This window comes from Kitasatospora sp. NPDC058032, assembly GCF_042885845.1.
GTDB lineage: Bacteria > Actinomycetota > Actinomycetes > Streptomycetales > Streptomycetaceae > Kitasatospora.
Genome location: NZ_JBHVRK010000003.1, coordinates 161,495 through 179,602, shown reverse-complemented (window position 1 = coordinate 179,602; position 18,108 = coordinate 161,495). Strand labels below are relative to the sequence as shown.

At 74.7% G+C, this 18,108-nt stretch carries 20 protein-coding genes; 15 read left to right on the top strand and 5 right to left on the bottom strand.

Annotated elements, in window-relative coordinates:
- Positions 1 to 14 precede the first annotated feature (14 nt).
- Positions 15 to 572, bottom strand: coding sequence for a Uma2 family endonuclease (locus ACFVUH_RS06220; RefSeq protein ID WP_387911528.1), 558 nt, complete (start codon positions 570 to 572; stop codon positions 15 to 17).
- Between the two features lie 173 nt (positions 573 to 745).
- On the opposite strand from ACFVUH_RS06220, the gene ACFVUH_RS06215 reads away from it, so the two are divergent.
- From ACFVUH_RS06215 to ACFVUH_RS06195, 5 genes are all read left to right on the top strand, one after another.
- Positions 746 to 2,335 carry an NAD(P)H-hydrate dehydratase gene (locus tag ACFVUH_RS06215; RefSeq protein WP_387911526.1) on the top strand — a complete coding sequence of 530 codons (1,590 nt, stop codon included), beginning with the start codon at positions 746 to 748 and terminating at the stop codon, positions 2,333 to 2,335.
- Positions 2,336 to 2,486: 151 nt separating this feature from the next.
- The gene (alr, locus tag ACFVUH_RS06210; protein WP_355358421.1) at positions 2,487 to 3,683 is read left to right on the top strand and encodes an alanine racemase; all 1,197 of its coding nucleotides are present in this window, start codon (positions 2,487 to 2,489) and stop codon (positions 3,681 to 3,683) included.
- Entirely contained in the window at positions 3,680 to 4,879 is a 1,200-nt protein-coding gene (locus ACFVUH_RS06205) for an alpha/beta fold hydrolase (protein WP_387911524.1), read from the top strand. Before alr ends, ACFVUH_RS06205 begins: the two co-directional genes overlap by 4 nt.
- Positions 4,880 to 5,032: 153 nt before the next feature.
- Entirely contained in the window at positions 5,033 to 5,530 is a 498-nt protein-coding gene (gene tsaE / locus ACFVUH_RS06200) for a tRNA (adenosine(37)-N6)-threonylcarbamoyltransferase complex ATPase subunit type 1 TsaE (RefSeq protein WP_387911522.1), read from the top strand.
- Between the two features lie 117 nt (positions 5,531 to 5,647).
- On the top strand, positions 5,648 to 5,866 hold the full coding sequence (locus tag ACFVUH_RS06195) for a hypothetical protein (RefSeq protein ID WP_387911520.1): 219 nt from the start codon (positions 5,648 to 5,650) through the stop codon (positions 5,864 to 5,866).
- 53 nt (positions 5,867 to 5,919) lie between these two features.
- On the opposite strand, the gene ACFVUH_RS06190 is transcribed toward ACFVUH_RS06195, so the two are convergent.
- Positions 5,920 to 6,564: a hypothetical protein gene (locus ACFVUH_RS06190; protein ID WP_355358924.1), complete on the bottom strand. Its 645-nt coding sequence runs from the start codon at positions 6,562 to 6,564 to the stop codon at positions 5,920 to 5,922.
- Between the two features lie 227 nt (positions 6,565 to 6,791).
- On the opposite strand from ACFVUH_RS06190, the gene tsaB reads away from it, so the two are divergent.
- The 5 genes from tsaB to ACFVUH_RS06165 all read left to right on the top strand — a co-directional run bounded on the left by tsaB (position 6,792) and on the right by ACFVUH_RS06165 (position 10,413).
- A complete protein-coding gene (tsaB, locus tag ACFVUH_RS06185; RefSeq protein ID WP_355358433.1) occupies positions 6,792 to 7,448 on the top strand; it encodes a tRNA (adenosine(37)-N6)-threonylcarbamoyltransferase complex dimerization subunit type 1 TsaB in 657 nt (218 codons plus the stop codon).
- A gap of 59 nt (positions 7,449 to 7,507) precedes the next feature.
- Positions 7,508 to 8,038 carry a ribosomal protein S18-alanine N-acetyltransferase gene (rimI, locus tag ACFVUH_RS06180; protein WP_387911816.1) on the top strand — a complete coding sequence of 177 codons (531 nt, stop codon included), beginning with the start codon at positions 7,508 to 7,510 and terminating at the stop codon, positions 8,036 to 8,038.
- Positions 8,031 to 9,119 (top strand): tRNA (adenosine(37)-N6)-threonylcarbamoyltransferase complex transferase subunit TsaD, encoded by a 1,089-nt coding sequence (gene tsaD, locus ACFVUH_RS06175; RefSeq protein ID WP_387911518.1) that lies wholly within the window; start codon positions 8,031 to 8,033, stop codon positions 9,117 to 9,119. The genes rimI and tsaD overlap by 8 nt, the downstream gene beginning before the upstream one ends.
- Positions 9,116 to 9,379 carry a hypothetical protein gene (locus ACFVUH_RS06170; RefSeq protein ID WP_387911517.1) on the top strand — a complete coding sequence of 88 codons (264 nt, stop codon included), beginning with the start codon at positions 9,116 to 9,118 and terminating at the stop codon, positions 9,377 to 9,379. Before tsaD ends, ACFVUH_RS06170 begins: the two co-directional genes overlap by 4 nt.
- Before the next feature lie 113 nt (positions 9,380 to 9,492).
- On the top strand, positions 9,493 to 10,413 hold the full coding sequence (locus ACFVUH_RS06165; protein WP_387911515.1) for a polysaccharide deacetylase family protein: 921 nt from the start codon (positions 9,493 to 9,495) through the stop codon (positions 10,411 to 10,413).
- Here ACFVUH_RS06165 and ACFVUH_RS06160 read toward each other — a convergent pair.
- Both ACFVUH_RS06160 and ACFVUH_RS06155 read right to left on the bottom strand, forming a co-directional pair.
- Positions 10,389 to 11,597: a methyltransferase domain-containing protein gene (locus tag ACFVUH_RS06160; protein ID WP_387911513.1), complete on the bottom strand. Its 1,209-nt coding sequence runs from the start codon at positions 11,595 to 11,597 to the stop codon at positions 10,389 to 10,391. The genes ACFVUH_RS06165 and ACFVUH_RS06160 overlap by 25 nt on opposite strands.
- 17 nt (positions 11,598 to 11,614) lie before the next feature.
- Entirely contained in the window at positions 11,615 to 11,932 is a 318-nt protein-coding gene (locus ACFVUH_RS06155; protein WP_387911511.1) for a hypothetical protein, read from the bottom strand.
- Between the two features lie 259 nt (positions 11,933 to 12,191).
- On the opposite strand from ACFVUH_RS06155, the gene groES reads away from it, so the two are divergent.
- The 3 genes from groES to ACFVUH_RS06140 all read left to right on the top strand — a co-directional run bounded on the left by groES (position 12,192) and on the right by ACFVUH_RS06140 (position 15,426).
- Positions 12,192 to 12,497, top strand: a complete 306-nt coding sequence (groES, locus tag ACFVUH_RS06150) for a co-chaperone GroES (RefSeq protein ID WP_014136232.1) — start codon at positions 12,192 to 12,194, stop codon at positions 12,495 to 12,497.
- A gap of 116 nt (positions 12,498 to 12,613) precedes the next feature.
- On the top strand, positions 12,614 to 14,242 hold the full coding sequence (gene groL / locus ACFVUH_RS06145) for a chaperonin GroEL (RefSeq protein ID WP_355358448.1): 1,629 nt from the start codon (positions 12,614 to 12,616) through the stop codon (positions 14,240 to 14,242).
- A 167-nt stretch (positions 14,243 to 14,409) separates the two neighbouring features.
- The gene (locus tag ACFVUH_RS06140; protein ID WP_380681574.1) at positions 14,410 to 15,426 is read left to right on the top strand and encodes a LysR family transcriptional regulator; all 1,017 of its coding nucleotides are present in this window, start codon (positions 14,410 to 14,412) and stop codon (positions 15,424 to 15,426) included.
- Positions 15,427 to 15,524: 98 nt separating this feature from the next.
- Here the strand turns inward: ACFVUH_RS06140 and ACFVUH_RS06135 are convergent, their stop codons facing one another.
- Positions 15,525 to 15,851, bottom strand: coding sequence for a WhiB family transcriptional regulator (locus tag ACFVUH_RS06135; RefSeq protein WP_355358454.1), 327 nt, complete (start codon positions 15,849 to 15,851; stop codon positions 15,525 to 15,527).
- A gap of 570 nt (positions 15,852 to 16,421) precedes the next feature.
- Between ACFVUH_RS06135 and ACFVUH_RS06130 the strand changes: the two genes are divergently transcribed.
- Complete coding sequence (locus ACFVUH_RS06130; RefSeq protein WP_014136228.1) at positions 16,422 to 17,033, top strand: response regulator transcription factor; 612 nt, start codon at positions 16,422 to 16,424, stop codon at positions 17,031 to 17,033.
- A gap of 317 nt (positions 17,034 to 17,350) precedes the next feature.
- Positions 17,351 to 18,019, top strand: a complete 669-nt coding sequence (gene shbA / locus ACFVUH_RS06125; protein ID WP_355358457.1) for an RNA polymerase sigma factor ShbA — start codon at positions 17,351 to 17,353, stop codon at positions 18,017 to 18,019.
- Positions 18,020 to 18,108 lie beyond the last annotated feature (89 nt).

The window sequence follows — 18,108 nt, the reverse complement described above, 5'->3', positions numbered from 1 at the left end:
GCGGTGGCTGCGTCCTACCGCAGGGGCGCCGTGTCGAGCGTGAACGAGAACGGCGCGGGCAGCTTGATCCGCCGGCCGGACTCCGTCTCGTGGATGGTGGTGTAGTCGCCGCCCTCGGGATCGGAGAAGAGGGTCGCCCTGCCCTCGCCGCGGTCGATGAGGAGGTAGCACGGGATCCCCGCGGCGGCGTAGCCCAGGCGCCTGGGCTCACGGTCCTTGACCGGGTCGGTCGACGTCACTGCGAGGACGAGTTCGACGCCCACCGCGGACGACCACGATTCCTGGGCGCGGAAGTGGCCGACGGGGGCGACCGTGGCATCGGGGACGAACCGGCCGTTCGGGGTGATCAGTCCTTTCCCGCCGCTGACGTACAACTCCTCGGCGGCCTCGCGCGCGACGGCTCGGGCGAACCGGGCGATGGCGTCCTCGTGGTCTCCGTCCGGCGGCGGTGTCACGACGATCTCCCCTTCGATCAGTTCGGCTTTGAACCCCGGCGGCGTGTCCAGCTCCAGGAATGCCTGGAGGACGTCGTCCTGGTCCAGCGGGTGCTCGACTGCCGGCATGGCGACCATGGCCCTTCCTCCCTCCTGTGGGTCCGTACCGAGCCACACGGTAGGCATCCGGACCGACACCGGCGGGGGATCGAAGTGGTTGTCACTCGAAAGTGTGCCGCAGGCCGGGCTGCCGCGGGGCGGTGACGCGGGCTAGCGTCGCCGGTAGCGCCGACCGCTGAAGGAGCCCTTGCATGCGCCACGCCCATCGCGTCGAAGTCGTCCGTGCCGCCGAGGGGGAGCTGATGGCCCGGCTCCCGGAGGGGACGCTGATGCAGCGGGCCGCCGCCGGGCTCGCCGCGACGTGCGCGCGGCTGCTGGTCCGCCGGCGGGGGCGGGTGTACGGCGGCCGGGTGGTGGTGCTGGCGGGCAGTGGGGACAACGGGGGCGACGCGCTGTACGCCGGTGCGGCGCTGGCACGGCGCGGGGCGCGGGTGTCGGCGGTGCTGCTCACCCCCGCGCGGGCGCACGCCGCGGGGCTCGCGGCGCTGCGGGCGGCCGGCGGGCGGGTGGTGCCGGATCAGGAAGTCGGCCTGGCCGACTTCTCGCGCGCGGACCTGGTGCTGGACGGCATCGTCGGGATCGGCGGCAGGGGCGGACTGCGGCCGGAGGCGCAGCCGTACGCGCGCGCCGGGCGGGCGGGCGTGGTGGTGGCCGTCGACGTGCCCAGCGGGGTGGACGCGGACACCGGCGAGGTCGCGGGCGTGGCGCTGCGGGCGGATGTGACGGTCTGCTTCGGCACGTACAAGCCCGGGCTGCTGATCGACCCGGGTGCCTCGTACGCCGGGGCGGTGCAGTTGGTGGGGATCGGTCTCGATCTGCCGCCGGGCGGGGTGACGGCGTTGCAGCACGCGGACGTGGCCGGGCTGCTGCCGGTGCCGGGGGCGGAGAGCGACAAGTACCGGCGCGGGGTGGTCGGGGTGGCGGCCGGGTCGGCCCGGTACCCGGGGGCGGCGCTGCTCGCGGTCGCCGGGGCGCTGCGCGGCGGCGCGGGGGCGGTGCGGTACGTGGGGACGGCGGCCGAGGAGGTGGTGCGGCGGTTCCCGGAGGCGCTGGTCACCGAGGGCGGGCCGGCCGGTGCCGGGCGGGTGCAGGCCTGGGTGGTCGGGCCGGGCGGCGGCGAGGGGGCGGAGCGGGCGCTCGCGGAGGCGCTGGCCGCCGACGTGCCGGTGCTGGTCGACGCGGATGGGCTGACCGAGTTGGCCCGGCTCGGGCCGGACGCGCTGGCCGGGCGGACGGCGCCGACGCTGCTGACCCCGCACACGGGGGAGGCGGCCCGGCTGCTCGCCGGGGCGGGGGGCACCGGCGCGGGCGACCCGGCCGCCCGGCCGCCGGCCGCCGACGGGCTGGCGGCCACCCGGCTGGCCACGGCGCGGCGGCTCGCGGCGGCGTACCGGGCGACGGTGCTGCTGAAGGGCTCGACCACGGTGGTCGCCGATCCGGGCGGCGCCGTGCGGGTGAACCCGACCGGCACCTCGTGGCTGGCGACCGCCGGCAGCGGGGACGTCCTGGCCGGCCTGGCCGGCTCGCTGCTCGCCGCGGGCCTCTCCCCGCTGGACGCCGCCTCGGTGGCCGCCTACCTGCACGGCCTCGCCGCCCGCCACGCCGCCGCGGCCCCCGGCGCCCCGGTCACCGCCCTGGAGGTGGCCAGGGCCCTCTCCGCCGCCTGGAACGACGTCCGCTCGACGGAAGGGGCGGACCGGTCGACCGGCCGGCCGCTGCGGGAGCAGGAAGTCGGCCCGGCCGACTCTCCACTCCGGAGCGCGGCCGGGAGGGCGCGCTGAGGAGACCGGTCCGCCTATTTCGGCCCGTGCGGGGGCGGGAGGGAACCGGGGGGCGATTCGTGCGCGTCCGGACCGGATGGCGGGTTGCGCCGGGGCGGCGTGCCGAGGGCCGTTCGGCGAGGACCCCGGGATGTCTGGGAGACTGACCCTGATGACAACTGCGAAGACGACCGGTACGGCCACTCTCACCGAAGGCGCGCGAGCCGAGGCGACCATCGATCTCGCCGCCCTGCGCGGCAACCTCGACGCGCTGCGCGAGCGGATCGGCGGGGCCGCCGTGATGGTCGCGGTCAAGGCGGACGCCTACGGGCACGGCGCCGTCCGGTGCGCCCGGGAAGCGGTCGCCGCAGGGGTCCGCTGGCTGGGCACCGCGACGCCCGACGAGGCGCTCGCGCTGCGCGCCGCCGGCGTCCGGCCGGACCAGGCCCGCATCCTCTGCTGGCTGTGGACGCCGGGCGGCCCGTGGCGCGAGGCCCTCTTCGCCGACCTCGACGTCTCGGTGAGCGGCCAGTGGGCGCTCACCGAACTGCTCGCCGCCGTCCGCGCCACCGGTATCCCGGCCCGGGTCCACCTCAAGGCCGACACGGGCCTCGGCCGCAACGGCTGCCAGCCGCACGACTGGCCCGAGCTGGTCGCCGCCGCCCGCCGGGCCGAGCTGGACGGCCTGCTGACCGTGGTCGGCGTCTGGTCGCACTTCGCCGCCGCCGACGAGCCCGGCCACCCCTCCATCCAGGCCCAGCTGGACGCCTACCGCGCCGCCCTGGCCACCGCCGAGGCGGCCGGCCTGCGCCCCGAGGTGCGGCACCTGGCCAACTCTCCGGCCGCCCTGCTGCTCCCGCAGTCGCACTTCGACATGGTCCGCACGGGCCTCGCGATGTACGGGCTCTCGCCGGTCCCGGACGTCGGCTCGCCGGCCGACTTCGGCCTGCGCCCGGTGATGTCGCTGACCGCCCGGCTGGCCCTGGTCAAGCACGTCCCCGGCGGACACGGCGTCAGCTACGGCCACCACTACACCACGCCCGGCCCGACCACGCTGGGCCTGGTCCCGCTCGGCTACGGCGACGGCATCCCCCGGCACGCCAGCGGCATCGCCCCGGTGCAGATCGACGGCAAGTGGCGCACCGTGGCCGGCCGGGTGGCGATGGACCAGTTCGTCGTCGACCTCGGCGGCGACACCCCGCCGATCGGCGACGAGGTGCTGCTCTTCGGCAACGGCGAGCGCGGCGAGCCGACCGCCGAGGACTGGGGCCGCGCCTGCGGCACCATCTCCTACGAGATCGTGACCCGGATCGGCTCCCGGGTGCCGCGCCGCTACGTCGGCGGCCTGGACGAGGACCTGCGCGGATGAGCGAGCAGGCCGGCGCCGACCCGGTCGAGGCGGTCAGCGGCGTGGCCCGCGCCGTCAAGGCGGCCGAGGCGGCCACCGGGGTGAGCCGGGCCGGGCTGATCGGCATCTCGGTCGGCGTGCTCGCGGCCGGCGCCGCCGCGGGCGTGGCGATCGAGCGGCTGACGGTCGGCCGGACGATGCGCCGCCGGGCCCGTGCCGAACTGGACGCCAAGGCCCCGTACGGTTCGCTGCGCGGTCGCCCCCGCACGGTGGCCGCCGCCGACGGCACCGAGCTGTACGTCGAGCTGGACGGCACCGTCGAGCCGGACGGGTCGCCCGAGCCGCTGACCGTGGTCTTCTGCCACGGCTACTGCCTCAACCAGGACAGCTGGCACTTCCAGCGCGCCGCCTTCCGCGACAGCCTGCGCCTGGTCTTCTGGGACCAGCGCAGCCACGGCCGCTCCGAGCGCTCCCGCTCCTACCTGGCCGGCGAGCCCGCCAGCATCGACCAGCTGGGCGGCGACCTCAAGGCCGTGATCGACGCCGTCGCGCCGACCGGCCCGCTGGTCCTGGTCGGCCACTCGATGGGCGGCATGACGGTGATGGCGCTGGCCGACCAGCACCCCGAGCTGTTCCGCGAGCGGGTCGCCGGCGTGGCGCTGATCGGCACCCTGGCCGGGAACTGGGACGCCGTCACCTTCGGTCTGCCGCAGGCGGGCGCCAAGCTGTTCCGCCGGGTCGCGCCGGGCATGATGAGGCTGCTCGGCCGTCAGGTGGACCTGGTGGAGGCGACCCGCCGGCTGGGTGCGGACGTCAGCGCCGTCCTCTACCGGCGGTTCTCCTTCGGCGGGAAGGACGTCGACCCGGGTGTGGCCCGGTTCGCCGAGCAGATGCTGGACGCCACCCCGATCGACGTGGTGGCCGAGTTCTACCCGGTGTTCTCCGCGCACGACAAGACCGAGGCGCTCGCCGCCCTGCGCGGCATGCCCGTCCTGGTGCTGACCGGCACCAAGGATCTGATGACCCCGCCGGGCCACGGCGAGGTGATGGCCGAACAACTGCCGGGCGCCGAGCTGGCCCTGGTCGAGGACGCCGGGCACCTGGTGATGCTGGAGCGGCCCGACGTGGTCGGCCGCCGGCTGGCCGCGCTGTTCGAGCGGGCCGCCCGCTTCCGCGGCGCCGCCCCGCCGGCGCCGCCGGTCGGCCGGCCCGTGTAGCGAGCCCGGAGGCACCCGGCCCGGCCCGGACCGGGCCGGGTGCCTCCGGGCCCTGCGGACGCCCGGCGCGGGCGGCACCGGGGATGTGGCACGGTAGCGGGGGCGCCCGAGAGCCGGTGCGCCGCCGTACGGACCGAAGGGCTTGATTCGCGCATGGGCTCGCACGCCACTCTCACCGCCGCCACCCCCGACCGGATGGGCCGGCTCGGCCGGGAGCTGGCCGCGCTGCTGCGGCCGGGGGACCTGGTGCTGCTCTCCGGCGAGCTGGGGGCGGGGAAGACCACGCTGACCCGCGGCCTCGGCGAGGGGCTCGGGGTGCGCGGCGCCGTCACCTCGCCGACCTTCGTGATCGCCCGGGTGCACCCGTCGCTGAGCGGCGGCCCGGCGCTGGTGCACGTCGACGCGTACCGGCTGGGCGGGGACCTCGACGAGATGGAGGACCTCGACCTGGACGTCTCGCTGCCCGAGTCGGTGGTGGTGGTCGAGTGGGGCGAGGGCAAGGTCGAGCGGCTGTCGGAGGACCGCCTGGAGGTCCGGATCGAGCGGGCCGTCGGCGACGAGGCGGCGGGCGACGACCTGGACCCGCGCCGGGTGGAGCTGACCGGGATCGGCCCCCGCTGGGACGGCGTCGACCTGTCCGTGCTGGCCTGACCTCGCCGTCCGCCCCCGTCACGGTTTGCCGACAGACTGTCGGGAAGATGTTGCGGTCGGGGTCCCGGGCGTGGTGGGATGGGTTTTGAGGTTAGGTCTGCCTAACTAGGAGGCGCCATGCCGAGCACCACGCCCGCCCCGGAGCGCGCACCGCGCGGGACCGGGGCCGAGGGGCCCGACCGCCGTGCCGCGGGGGAGCCGATGCGGGCCCTGCTGGCCGCCTGCGCGGCGGCGGAAGCGGTCTCCACCCCGCCCGGACGCCGTCCGGCGGAGGAACCGCGGGCCGAGGAGCCGCCGGCGGACGGCGGCGCGCACGAGACCCGCCGCGCCGCGTAGTCCGGCGCCGCGCACCTCCAGCGCCGGGTAGGTCCTGTCCGGCCCCGTCCGGGTCAGGCGATCACGACCACCTTGGTGTCCTTCGGCGCGAAGTCCCACAGCAGCTGGCCGTCGGCCCGGCTGCTGCGGATGCCGCCGGTCTTGCCGCTCGCGCTGCTCGTACCGCCGGTGCCGGCCCCGATCGAGGAGGGCGTCCCGGACGCGGAGGTCGTCGGGGCGGCGGCCGGCGTGCCGGTGGCGCCGTCGACGGCCGCGCTGAAGCCGAACACCACGCCGTTCTGCTGGGCGAACCGCACCACGTGCTCGATCGCCTTGCCGTCGGTGCCCGTGCCGGACTGGGTGCGGCTGTAGACCGGGTAGCTGCCGGGGGCCGGCTCGACCGTGCCCGGGGTGACCGGGAACGCGGCGACCACCTGCGGGGTCTTCTTCGGGTCGATCAGCCAGACGTAGTGCGTGCCGACCGAGTAGACGACCCGCAGACCGGTGCCGGTGCCCGCGGTGGGCAGCGCCGGGACGGTCGGCGTCGGGGTGGCGCTCGGGGTGGCCGAGGCGGCCGGCCCGCTGGACGCCGCGGTGGTGCTCGTGCCGGGATTGGCGGCGACCGCGCGGTCCTGCGCGCCGTTGGCCTGGAAGGCCAGCAGGCTCACCACCGCCAGGGCCCCCAGGGTCAGCCCCGTGACCACCACTCCAGGACCCATCTTCGCCACGTGTGCTCCCACCGCCGTCCCAAAACCGTCGGCCCCATCGTGCCAGGTCCGTCCGTCCGGTCCGCATCGCGTCGGACGTGTGTTCCGCCGTGCAGCGGGTTTTCGATCGTGCGGCGCACTCCCGCCGGACGCACTCCCGCCGGTGCGGCGCACGCCCCTGGCAGCGGGCCGGGGCCGGGGACCGACGGGTCACCGCCCGACCGGTCTAACCTTGACCCGTGCTGCTGCTCGCGTTCGACACCGCTACCCCCGCCGTCACCGCCGCCGTCCACGACGGTTCGGCCGTCCTCGCCGAGACCGACCAGGTCGACGCCAGGCGCCACGGCGAACTCCTGCTGCCCGCGATCGACCAGGTGCTGCGGGCGGCCGGTGTCGACAAGCACCGGCTGACCGACATCGCCGTGGGCGTCGGCCCGGGCCCGTACACCGGCCTGCGGGTCGGCCTGGTGACCGCCGCCGCGCTGGGGCACGCCCTGGGCCTGCCGGTGCACGGCGTCTGCACCCTGGACGCCATCGCCCACCGGGCCCGCGCGCAGGGCCTGGCCGGCGAGCCGTTCACGGTGGCCACCGACGCCCGCCGCAAGGAGGTCTACTGGGCCTCCTACGACGCCGAGGGCCGCCGGACCGAGGGCCCGTCGGTGGACCGCCCCGGCGAGCTGACGCCGCCCGCGCGCTCGGTCGGCGCCGGCGCGCTGCTCTACCCGGACGCCTTCCCCGGTGCGCACGGCCCCGAGCACGTCTCGGCCGGCGCGCTCGCCGAGTTCGCCGCCGCCGAGCTGGCCGCCGGCCGGGCCCTGCTGCCCAACGCCCCGCTCTACCTGCGCCGCCCGGACGCCCAGGTGCCGGCCGGCTACAAGGCGGTGCTCCCGGCGTGACCGGCCCGAGCACCGACGGGGCCGTGCGCACCGCCGCCCCCGTCGCCACGCTGCGCCCGATGCGCTGGTGGGACATCGCCCCGGTGCTGGCGCTGGAGCTGGAGCTGTTCCCCGAGGACGCCTGGTCCGCCGGCATGTTCTGGTCCGAGCTGGCCGAGGCCCGCCCCGGCGGCACCCGCCACTACACCGTCGCCGAGGCCCCGGACGGCACGATCGTCGGCTACGCCGGGCTGATGGCGGTGGCCGAGGAGGGCGACGTGCAGACCATCGCCGTCGACGGCCGCCACCAGGGCGCCGGCCTCGGCGCGGCGCTGCTCACCGACCTGGTCCGGGAGGCCGCCCGGCGCGGCTGCGCGGACCTGCTGCTGGAGGTGCGGGTGGACAACACCCGGGCGCAGCGGCTCTACGAGCGCTCGGGTTTCGAGCCGGTCGGCATCCGGCGCGGCTACTACCAGCCCGCCAACGTCGACGCGCTGGTGATGCGCCTCGACCTCGCGGCCGCCGTCGACGGCGCCGCCGGCCCCGAAGACCTCGACGAACCCGCGGACCACCCGCGACCGGACGTGAAGAAGGACACCCCCCATGGCTGACGAACCGCTCGTCCTCGGCATCGAGACCTCCTGCGACGAGACCGGCGTCGGCATCGTGCGCGGCACCACCCTGCTCGCCGACGCGGTGGCCTCCAGCGTCAACGACCACGCCCGGTTCGGCGGCGTCGTCCCCGAGATCGCCAGCCGCGCGCACCTGGAGGCGATGGTCCCCACCATCCAGCGCGCCCTGGACACCGCGGGCGTCAAGGCGAGCGACCTGGACGGCATCGCCGTCACCGCGGGCCCGGGCCTGGCCGGCGCGCTGCTGGTCGGCGTGAGCGCCGCCAAGGCGTACGCGTGGGCCCTGGACAAGCCGCTGTACGGCGTCAACCACCTCGCCTCGCACATCTGCGTGGATCAGCTGGAGCACGGCCGCCTGCCCTCCCCGACGATGGCCCTGCTGGTCTCCGGCGGGCACTCCTCGCTGCTGCTCAGCGAGGACATCACCAGCGATGTTCGCCCGCTCGGCGCGACCATCGACGACGCGGCCGGCGAGGCCTTCGACAAGGTGGCCCGGGTGCTCGGGCTCGGCTTCCCCGGCGGCCCGGTGGTGGACCGCACCGCCCGCGAGGGCGACCGGAAGGCGATCGCCTTCCCGCGCGGACTGACCGGCCCCAGGGACCCGGAGTACGACTTCTCCTTCTCCGGCCTGAAGACCGCCGTCGCCCGCTGGGTGGAGGCCCGGCGCCGGGCCGGCGAGGAGGTTCCGGTCGCCGACGTCGCGGCGTCCTTCCAGGAGGCGGTCACCGACGTGCTGACCCGCAAGGCGGTCAGGGCCTGCAAGGACAACGGCGTCGACCACCTGATGATCGGCGGCGGCGTCGCGGCCAACTCGCGGCTGCGCGAGATGGCCCAGCAGCGCTGCGACAAGGCCGGCATCCGGCTGCGGGTGCCCCGCCCGGGCCTGTGCACCGACAACGGCGCGATGGTCGCCGCGCTGGGCTCCGAGATGGTCTGGCGGGACCGCGCGCCGTCCTCCTTCGACCTGTCGGCGGACTCCTCGCTGCCCGTCACCGAGGTTCACGTCCCGCACACGGACTTCCACGGCCAGGCCTATCAGGCCCTGGGCGGGCAGGCGTGAGCACCACCGCCGCGATGTGGGAGGCCCGGGCCGCCGACGGACGCGGCGCCGAGCTCTCCGCCTGGGTCCGCGAGAGCGCGCTGCCCGCGCTGCGCGGTCGCGCCGGGCTGCAGCGCGCCGAGCTGTTCGCCGCCCCCGGCGAGCGCGTGCTGCTGATCACCTGGTGGTCCGGCGAGCCGGTGCCGGTGGCCGAGCCGCCCGCCGGCCTGCTGGGCCGCCCGGTGCACCGCTGGTCCTTCACCAGTGAGCACGTGGAGTAGGCCGTGCACTGCTGATCCCGGCCCCCGTTCGCACGTCCGATCGGGAACCGAACGCCGTGGCGTTACCGTGCTAGCGAGTGGGATCGCTGAACGGGAGCGGGGAGCACGGCGCGGTGAACAGGCACGGGTGGAGCAGGACGACGGTGTACGCGGTGGGGGCCATGGCCCTGCTGGCCACCGCCACCGGGTGTTCGGGCGGGGGCGACAGCGGCGCCGCGTCCGCCGCGCTGGTGGCGCCGGGCGGCACCACCGCCCCGGCCGGGTCCGCCGCGCCGCAGCAGGGCGCGGCCACCCCGCCGCCGAGCGCTTCCCCCGCCCCGGCCGAGGGGGACGCCGCCGCCTGGGCGAAGTGGCACCTGACCCCGCTGCCGCCCGCGCCCCCGGCCCCCGCCGACAAGCCGGTGAAGCTCCAGCGAACCGGCCAGGTCCCGGTGTTCAGCGAGGTGCGGACCACCGACAAGGTCGTCTTCGTCACCATCGACGACGGCGCCGAGAAGGACCCGAAGTTCGTCGAGATGCTGACCGACCTCAAGGTGCCGGTCTCGATGTTCCTGACCCGCGACATCGTCAAGGACGACTACGGCTACTTCAAGCGGCTCCAGGCGCTCGGCAACCACGTGCACAACCACACCGTGGACCACGCGCAGCTGAGCAAGGTGACGCCGGAGAAGCAGAAGTCCGAGGTCTGCGAGGCCCAGGCCGCGCTCACCCAGCAGTACGGCACCCCGCCGCTGCTGTTCCGCCCGCCCTACGGCGACGGCGCCAACACGCCGACGCTCAACACCGCGGTGCAGCAGTGCGGGCCGCGGGCGATCGTGCTGTGGCGGGAGTCGATGCAGATCCACGACATGCAGTACCAGGCGGCGGACAAGAAGCTGCGGCCCGGCGACATCGTGCTCGCCCACTTCCGGGGCCCGAAGGACCTCAAGGGCGAGACGATGACGCAGATGTTCGGGGAGCTGCTGGCCCGGATCCAGGAGCAGGGCTTCGCGGTGGCCCGTCTCGAGGACTACGTCGCGGCGCCGGCCGGCTGAACGGCCGCGGCCGGGCCGGTCACCGGCCGGCCGAGCATCATCAGCGGGCCGTGGTCGGTGCGGCTGAGGATCACCGTGACCTCGTTCGGGCCGGCGGGCTTCAGCTGGCGGCGCAGCTCCTCCGGGGTGATCGCCATGCCGCGCTTCTTGATCACCACGGTGCCGACGCCCCGCTCGCGCAGCAGCGCCTTGAGCTTCTTGATGTGGAACGGCAGCACGTCGGTCAGCTCGAAGCCGTGCGCGTACGGGGTGTCGACCAGCTCGTCCGAGGTGACGTAGGCGATCTTCGGGTCGATCAGCCGCCCGTTCACCCGCTGCGCCACCTCCGCGACCAGGTGGGCCCGGATCACCGCGCCGTCCGGCTCGTAGAGGTAGCGGCCGACCGGGCCGGCCGGCGGGTCGGGCAGGTCGCCGCCGGTGAGGCTGACCCGCTGCGGCAGCAGGGTGGCGCGGTGCGGGCGCTCGGCGCGGGTGCCGAACCAGAGCACCGCCTCCTTGACGTCGCCGTGGTCGGAGACCCACTCGGCCTCCGCGTCGGCCGGCACCGCCTCGTGCGGGATGCCGGGGGCCACCTTGAGCGCCCCGACCGGGGTGCGCCGGCCGGCCTCGATCGCCCAGGACAGCGGCGGCGCGTACGCCTCGGGGTCGAAGACCCGGCCGCGCGAGGTGCGCCGGGCCGGGTCGGTGAAGACCGCGTCGAAGCCGGTGACGTCGACGTCGGCGACGTCCGCGCAGCGCACCTCGACCCGGTCGGCCAGGCCCAGCGCGGCCGCGTTGGCGGCGGTGGCGGCGCAGGCGGCCGGGTCCTTGTCGACGGCGAGCACCTCGACACCGGCCCGGGCCAGCGCCAGCACGTCGCCGCCGATCCCGCAGCACAGGTCGGCCAGCCGCTTCACCCCGAGGTCCGCGAAGCGGCGCGCCCGCCACTCGGCGACCTCGCGCCGGGTGGACTGCTCGACGCCGTTGGGCGTGAAGTACATGAGGTCGGCGTCGGCGCCGAACTTGGCCCGGGCCCGCTGCCGCAGCCGGGCCTGCCCGAAGGCGGCCGAGACCAGCTCGGCGGGGTGCTCCTTGCGCAGCCGGGTGGCCAGCGCCAGCTCCTCCCCGGGCGCGAAGTCGCGCAGTTCGGCGAGCAGGGCCTGGCCCCGGTCGGTCAGCAGGGGCCGCAGGTCGTCGTTCTCCACCCCGCCATTCTCGCCGGTCAGACCTGGCTGAAGGCGACCAGGAGGACCGCCGGGCAGACGAACCGGGACAGCACGGCGGCGACCGCGACGACCGGGTGGCCGGCGCGCCAGGAGAACCGGGCGACCAGGCCGGCCGAGGCGAGCACGAGCAGCCCGGCCACCACCAGCAAGGCGGTCGAGCGGGCCGCGGAGAAGTGCGGGGCCACGCTCCGGACGAACGCCGACGTCACCTGGAGGACCGCGGACGGCAGGGCGAGGAACAGCGGCAGGAGGATCACCGCGAACAGCAGGTCTTTCCACCGGGGAGGCCGGGTGGCGATCGGTGCCGTGGTCATGGACCGAGTGTGCGGGCCGGGGCCGCCCCCGCACATGCGTACGGCTACTCATCGGTCACTCATCCGGATCGCGGGACCGCCGGGCGCGTCGTTGGCACTCTGGTTGACTGAGTGCTAACCGCCGCCTATGGTCATCACTAGCACTCCCCACCGGGGGAGTGCTAACGCGACAGTGCGTGTCTGACCCCCGCGACGGCAGATGCGCGAGTTCGCCCCTACCCGTTAGAAAACCCCGTAATCTCCGAAGGGGAGCTCGGACGTGACCACCAGCAGCAAGGTTGCCATCAAGCCGCTCGAGGACCGCATCGTGGTCCAGCCGCTCGACGCCGAGACCACCACGGCCTCCGGCCTGGTTATCCCGGACACCGCCAAGGAGAAGCCCCAGGAGGGCGTCGTCCTGGCCGTCGGCCCGGGCCGCTTCGAGGATGGCCAGCGTCTGCCGCTCGACGTCGCCGTCGGTGACATCGTCCTGTACTCGAAGTACGGCGGCACCGAGGTGAAGTACCAGGGCGAGGAGTACCTGGTGCTCTCCGCCCGCGACGTTCTCGCCATCATCGAGAAGTAAGACGTCCAGCCACGCCCCGGATCCGTGTCCCTAGTGACAGGGGACCGGGGCGTGGCTGTTGGTTCACGTAGTCGAGCGGCCGCCGCGAAGGCCGCACCCCCGAGGGAATAGGGAACATGGCGAAGATCCTGCAGTTCGACGAGGACGCCCGCCGCTCGCTGGAGCGCGGTGTCAACAAGCTGGCCGACACCGTCAAGGTGACCATCGGCCCCAAGGGCCGCAACGTCGTCATCGACAAGAAGTTCGGCGCCCCGACCATCACCAACGACGGCGTCACCATCGCCCGTGAGGTCGAGCTCGACGACCCGTACGAGAACCTTGGCGCGCAGCTCGTCAAGGAGGTCGCCACCAAGACCAACGACGTCGCGGGTGACGGCACCACCACCGCCACCGTGCTGGCCCAGGCCCTGGTCAACGAGGGCCTGCGCAACGTCGCCGCCGGCGCCGGCCCGGCCGCCCTGAAGAAGGGCATCGACAAGGCCGTCGCCGCCGTCTCCGAGCACCTGCTGTCGGTCGCCCGTGAGATCGAGGGCAAGGACGACGTCGCCGCCGTCGCCACCCTGTCCGCCCAGGACGCCCAGGTCGGCGAGCTGATCGCCGAGGCGATCGACAAGGTCGGCAAGGACGGTGTCATCACCGTCGAGGAGTCGAACACCTTCGGCGTGGAGCTGGACTTCACCGAAGGCATGCAGTTCGACAAGGGCTACCTGTCGCCGTACTTCGTCACCGACGCGGAGCGGCAGGAGGCGGTCCTGGAGGACCCGTACATCCTGATCAACCAGGGCAAGATCTCCTCCATCCAGGAGCTGCTGCCGCTGCTGGAGAAGATCCTGCAGGGCGGCTCGTCCCGCCCGCTGCTGATCATCGCCGAGGACGTCGACGGCGAGGCGCTGTCCACCCTCGTGGTGAACAAGATCCGCGGCACCTTCAACGCGGTGGCCGTCAAGGCCCCGGGCTTCGGCGACCGCCGCAAGGCGATCCTCGGCGACCTGGCCGTCCTGACCGGCGGCACCGTGATCTCCGAGGAGGTCGGCCTCAAGCTCGACCAGGCCGGTCTGGACGTGCTGGGCTCGGCCCGCCGCGTGACCGTCACCAAGGACGAGACGATCGTCGTCGACGGTGCCGGCGAGAGCGAGGCCGTGGCCGGCCGCGTCGCCCAGATCAAGGGCGAGATCGCCAACACCGACTCCGACTGGGACCGCGAGAAGCTGCAGGAGCGCCTGGCCAAGCTGGCCGGCGGCGTCTGCGTCATCCGCGTCGGTGCCGCCACCGAGGTGGAGCTCAAGGAGCGCAAGCACCGCCTGGAGGACGCCATCTCGGCGACCCGCGCCGCGGTCGAGGAGGGCATCGTCGCCGGTGGTGGCGCCTCCCTGGTCCACGCCGCCAAGGTGCTGAACGACGGCCTGGGCCTGTCCGGCGACGAGGCCACCGGTGTCGCGGTCGTCCGCAAGGCGCTGCACGAGCCGCTGCGCTGGATCGCCCAGAACGCCGGCCTGGAGGGCTACGTCATCACCTCCAAGGTCTCCGAGCTGGAGCAGGGCCAGGGCTACAACGCCGCCACCGGCGAGTACGGCGACCTGGTCAAGGCCGGCGTCATCGACCCGGTCAAGGTCACCCGCTCCGCCCTGGAGAACGCCGCCTCGATCGCCTCCCTGCTGCTCACCACCGAGACCCTCGTGGTGGAGAAGAAGGAGGAGGAGGCCGACAACGGTCACTCGCACGGCGGTCACGGCCACTCGCACTGAGGCCGTAGCCACCGAGGCCGCAGCCGCTGAGCGCAGCCACTGACGCAGGCCCGGTCCGCGCCCCGAGAGGGGTGGCGGGCCGGGCCTGCGGCCGTTCAAGGCTGTTTCAGCCTTCAACTATCAGTTGAATTTTGCGTAATGCAAAGAATCTCTTATATCTTGGTGGCATGATCGAGGCCCGCCACCTGCGCGTCCTGCGTGCCGTAGCCCGCACCGGCTCCTTCTCCGCCGCGGCCCGCGAGCTGGGCTGCACCCAGCCCGCCATCAGCCAGCAGATGAAGGCCCTGGAGAAGTCCGTGGACACCCCGCTGGTGGTCCGCTCGGGCCGCGGGATGCAGCTGAGCGAGGCCGGGCGGGTCCTGCTCAAGCATGCCACCGGGATCCTCGCCGGGCTCTCCGCCGCGGAGGAGGAGGTCGCCGCGATCGCCGGGCTGCGGGCCGGACGGGTCCGGCTGGTGTCCTTCCCGACCGCCAGCTCGACCCTGGTGCCGCCCGCCGTCGCCCGGCTGCGGGACAGCCATCCGGGCGTGCGCGTGTCGCTGGTCGAGGCGGAGCCGCCGGAGTCGCTGGCGATGCTGCGCGGCGGTGAGTGCGAGGTCGCGCTCGCCTTCCGCTACCCGCAGGCCCCCGGATCCACTCTCGCGCCGGCGCCCGCGCCCGCGCACGGAACGCCCCGGGAGGCGCGCGCCGAGGCCAATCTGGAGGCCCAGCAGCTGAGCGCCGGGGCCGACTGGTCCGATCTGGTGGTCACCCCGCTGCTGGACGACCCGCTGGTCGGGCTGCTGCCCGCGGGGCACCGGCTGGCCGGGCGCGGCGGGCCGGTGGGGCTGGCCGAACTGGCGGGGGAGCAGTGGATCGCCGGCTGCCCGCAGTGCCGGGGGCACCTGGTGGAGCTGTGCGCGGGCGCCGGCTTCGAGCCGCGGATCGACTTCGCGACCGACGACTACCCGGCGGTGGTCGGGCTGGTGGCGGCCGGACTCGGGGTGGCGGTGCTGCCCGGGCTGGCGCTGGAGTCGGTGCGGCCGGACGGGGTGGTGCCGGTGGCGGTGCACGCCGTCTCGGGGGCGCCGGCGGTGCGGCAGGTGGTCGCGCTGACCCTGCCGGACCTCGCGGAGGTGCCGGCGGTGGCGCTGATGCTGGAGCGGCTGGCGGGGGCGGCGGCGGGGGCGACGGCGGGGCGCTGACCCGCCGGTGTGCCGGGCCCGGGTCGACCGGGCGGGCCCCGAACAGGTGTCACTTCGGGAAGTAACGTTTCTTCCCGGTCGGGCGGAGCCTGGCGTTTCTACTGCTGGGCCGCACTCGGCGCGGCGAGCGGCACCTCCACCAGCCGGTTGCGCGAGCGGCCCATCATCTCCTCGCGCTCGTCCTCGGTCAGGCCTCCCCAGACGCCGTACGGCTCGCGCACCGCCAGCGCGTGCGCGGCGCACTCGGTGCGCACCGGGCAGCGCATGCAGACCTCCTTGGCGCTCGCCTCGCGCGAGCTGCGGGCCGCGCCGCGCTCCCCCTCGGGGTGGAAGAAGAGCGAGCTGTCCACCCCGCGGCAGGCCGCGGAGAGCTGCCAGTCCCAGAGGTCCGCGTTGGGGCCGGGGAGTCGGGAGAAATCTGCCATGGCTCATTCCCTTCAGAGGTCGTCGACCGCGGGCCGGTCGCCGGCGGCTTGCGTCGGCGACGGCACGGCGGGCGTCCGGCGCGGTGTGGACACCTGGAAATATGACTTACGGCAACTCCATGGACAAGTCACCCACAGAGTGGCACAACAGTCAATGACCATACGAAAGCTCTGAAACCGGGCAAAGTGGGCATGCCTGCCGGGCCGGCGACCGCCGGGCGCGGATGTGGCAATCGGGTGGCCGACGGGCGCACACGGACCCGCGCGGGTGTGCGGGTTGTACGCCGACCGCGCGCGAGCTGCGCAAAAGTGCGGCGTGTGCACCGCGATGCGGCTGATCGGTAACGGGTCGGCCACGTACAGTGGTGGAGATGGCCCCGAAGGCCGTAACTCATTCGAGTGATGGTCGTTGGAAGTGCGGAGGCGGTTAGCGGACGCCGGACGTCGGGAACGATCGCGGGGAATCTCAGGCGATCAGCACGGAGTCTGACGCCGATCGGCCGTGTCGAAGAGGTTCGTACCAGCCAGGAGGCTCAACGTGACGCGGATCAGCTGCGGAGGACGACGGTCATGACTTCCGTTCTCGTTTGCGACGATTCCCCGCTCGCCCGCGAGGCGCTTCGCCGCGCGGTCGCGACCGTACCCGGTGTCGACCGGGTCACCACCGCGACGAACGGGGAGGAGGTCCTCCGCCGCTGGGTGGCCGACCGCTCCGACCTCGTCCTGATGGACGTCCGGATGCCCGGCCTCGGCGGGGTGGAGACGGTCCGGCGGCTGCTGTCCGCCGACCCGGGCGCCCGGATCATCATGCTCACCGTCGCCGAGGACCTCGACGGGGTCGCCCTCGCGGTCGCCGCCGGCGCCCGCGGGTACCTGCACAAGGACGCCTCGCGCGCCGAACTGCGGGCCACCGTCACCCAGGCGCTCGCCGACCCGACCTGGCGGCTCGCCCCCCGCCGGCTGCGCAGCCCGGACATGGGCGCGGCGCCGACCCTGACGGCGCGTGAGATCCAGGTGCTCGAAGGCATGAGCCACGGGCGCAGCAACGCCGAGATCGGCCGCGAGCTGTTCCTCTCCGAGGACACCGTCAAGACCCATGCCCGGCGGCTGTTCAAGAAGCTCGGCGCCTCGGACCGCGCGCACGCGGTGGCGCTGGGCTTCCGCTGGGGCCTGGTCCGCTGACCGCCGCCGGCGCCGCCGGTTCCGGCACGCTCCGCACGATTGTCCGTGCGGGGGCGTGTGACGTTACGGTCCCGAGGTTGCACCATGGAGGAGTGGAGCACCTCGGGGACCAGCGGGCAGGAACTGCGGCGAACCACACGGCCGCGGGAGACTCGGCGGACGGCGCCGCGGACGGGAGCGCCCTGGGCGGCGGGGCGGGAGGCGGGACGGTGCAGGAGGGGCCGGTGGTGTGGACCGGTGCGGCACCGCATAACGTTCCGGTGCACAACTCCGGACGCGGTGCCGCGTTTTCCCGCGCGACCAGGCACCATGGACCGATGCGTGACGACGTGACCGGGGCTCCCGGTGAGGCCGACCCGGTGGAGGCCGAGCCCTCCGCGCCCGGGCCCGGCCCGGGGTACGCGGAACCGGGCGACGGGCCCGGTGCGCTCCCCGCACTGGTCGCGGCCGCCGTCCGCGGCGAGGGTCCGGCGATCGACGCGCTGCTCGCCCACGTCCACCCGCTGGCCCTGCGGTACTGCCGGGGCCGGCTGGTGCGGCTGCCCGGCGGCGCCCGGCACCACGTGGACGACATCGCGCAGGAGGTCTGCGTCGCGGTGCTCTGCGCGCTGCCCCGGTACCGGGACCAGGGGCGCCCGTTCGAGGCCTTCGTCTACGGGATCGCCGCGCACAAGATCGCCGATCTGCAGCGGGCCGCGATGCGCGGGCCCGGCTCGACGGTGATCCCGCAGGACGACCTGCCGGAGGTGCCGGACGACGCGCTCGGCCCGGAGGAGCGGGCGCTGCTCAGCAGCGACGCGGCCTGGGCGAAGGAACTGCTCTCCAACCTGCCGGCCCGCCAGCGCGAGCTGGTGCTGCTGCGGGTGGCCGCCGGGCTCTCGGCGGAGGAGACCGGCGAGGTGCTCGGCATGTCCCCGGGGGCCGTCCGGGTCGCCCAGCACCGTGCGCTCAGCCGGCTGCGGGCGCTCGCGGAGGAGTCCTCGTAGGGGCGGAATGGCCCACGGCCGGGCTGTGTTGTCAAGGGCACACGAGAGCGCATTCGCGGTGCCAGTACCATGGGGTATCGGCGCCTGGG

What these genes read in the sequence shown, in the direction of transcription:
- ACFVUH_RS06220 (WP_387911528.1), bottom strand. Translation starts at nt 572, where the DNA reads ATGGTCGCCATGCCGGCAGTCGAGCACCCGCTGGACCAGGACGACGTC.
- ACFVUH_RS06215 (WP_387911526.1), top strand. Translation starts at nt 746, where the DNA reads ATGCGCCACGCCCATCGCGTCGAAGTCGTCCGTGCCGCCGAGGGGGAG.
- alr (WP_355358421.1), top strand. Translation starts at nt 2,487, where the DNA reads ATGACAACTGCGAAGACGACCGGTACGGCCACTCTCACCGAAGGCGCG.
- ACFVUH_RS06205 (WP_387911524.1), top strand. Translation starts at nt 3,680, where the DNA reads ATGAGCGAGCAGGCCGGCGCCGACCCGGTCGAGGCGGTCAGCGGCGTG.
- tsaE (WP_387911522.1), top strand. Translation starts at nt 5,033, where the DNA reads ATGGGCTCGCACGCCACTCTCACCGCCGCCACCCCCGACCGGATGGGC.
- ACFVUH_RS06195 (WP_387911520.1), top strand. Translation starts at nt 5,648, where the DNA reads ATGCCGAGCACCACGCCCGCCCCGGAGCGCGCACCGCGCGGGACCGGG.
- ACFVUH_RS06190 (WP_355358924.1), bottom strand. Translation starts at nt 6,564, where the DNA reads ATGGGTCCTGGAGTGGTGGTCACGGGGCTGACCCTGGGGGCCCTGGCG.
- rimI (WP_387911816.1), top strand. Translation starts at nt 7,508, where the DNA reads ATGCGCTGGTGGGACATCGCCCCGGTGCTGGCGCTGGAGCTGGAGCTG.
- tsaD (WP_387911518.1), top strand. Translation starts at nt 8,031, where the DNA reads ATGGCTGACGAACCGCTCGTCCTCGGCATCGAGACCTCCTGCGACGAG.
- ACFVUH_RS06155 (WP_387911511.1), bottom strand. Translation starts at nt 11,932, where the DNA reads ATGACCACGGCACCGATCGCCACCCGGCCTCCCCGGTGGAAAGACCTG.
- groL (WP_355358448.1), top strand. Translation starts at nt 12,614, where the DNA reads ATGGCGAAGATCCTGCAGTTCGACGAGGACGCCCGCCGCTCGCTGGAG.
- ACFVUH_RS06140 (WP_380681574.1), top strand. Translation starts at nt 14,410, where the DNA reads ATGATCGAGGCCCGCCACCTGCGCGTCCTGCGTGCCGTAGCCCGCACC.
- ACFVUH_RS06135 (WP_355358454.1), bottom strand. Translation starts at nt 15,851, where the DNA reads ATGGCAGATTTCTCCCGACTCCCCGGCCCCAACGCGGACCTCTGGGAC.
- ACFVUH_RS06130 (WP_014136228.1), top strand. Translation starts at nt 16,422, where the DNA reads ATGACTTCCGTTCTCGTTTGCGACGATTCCCCGCTCGCCCGCGAGGCG.
- shbA (WP_355358457.1), top strand. Translation starts at nt 17,351, where the DNA reads ATGCGTGACGACGTGACCGGGGCTCCCGGTGAGGCCGACCCGGTGGAG.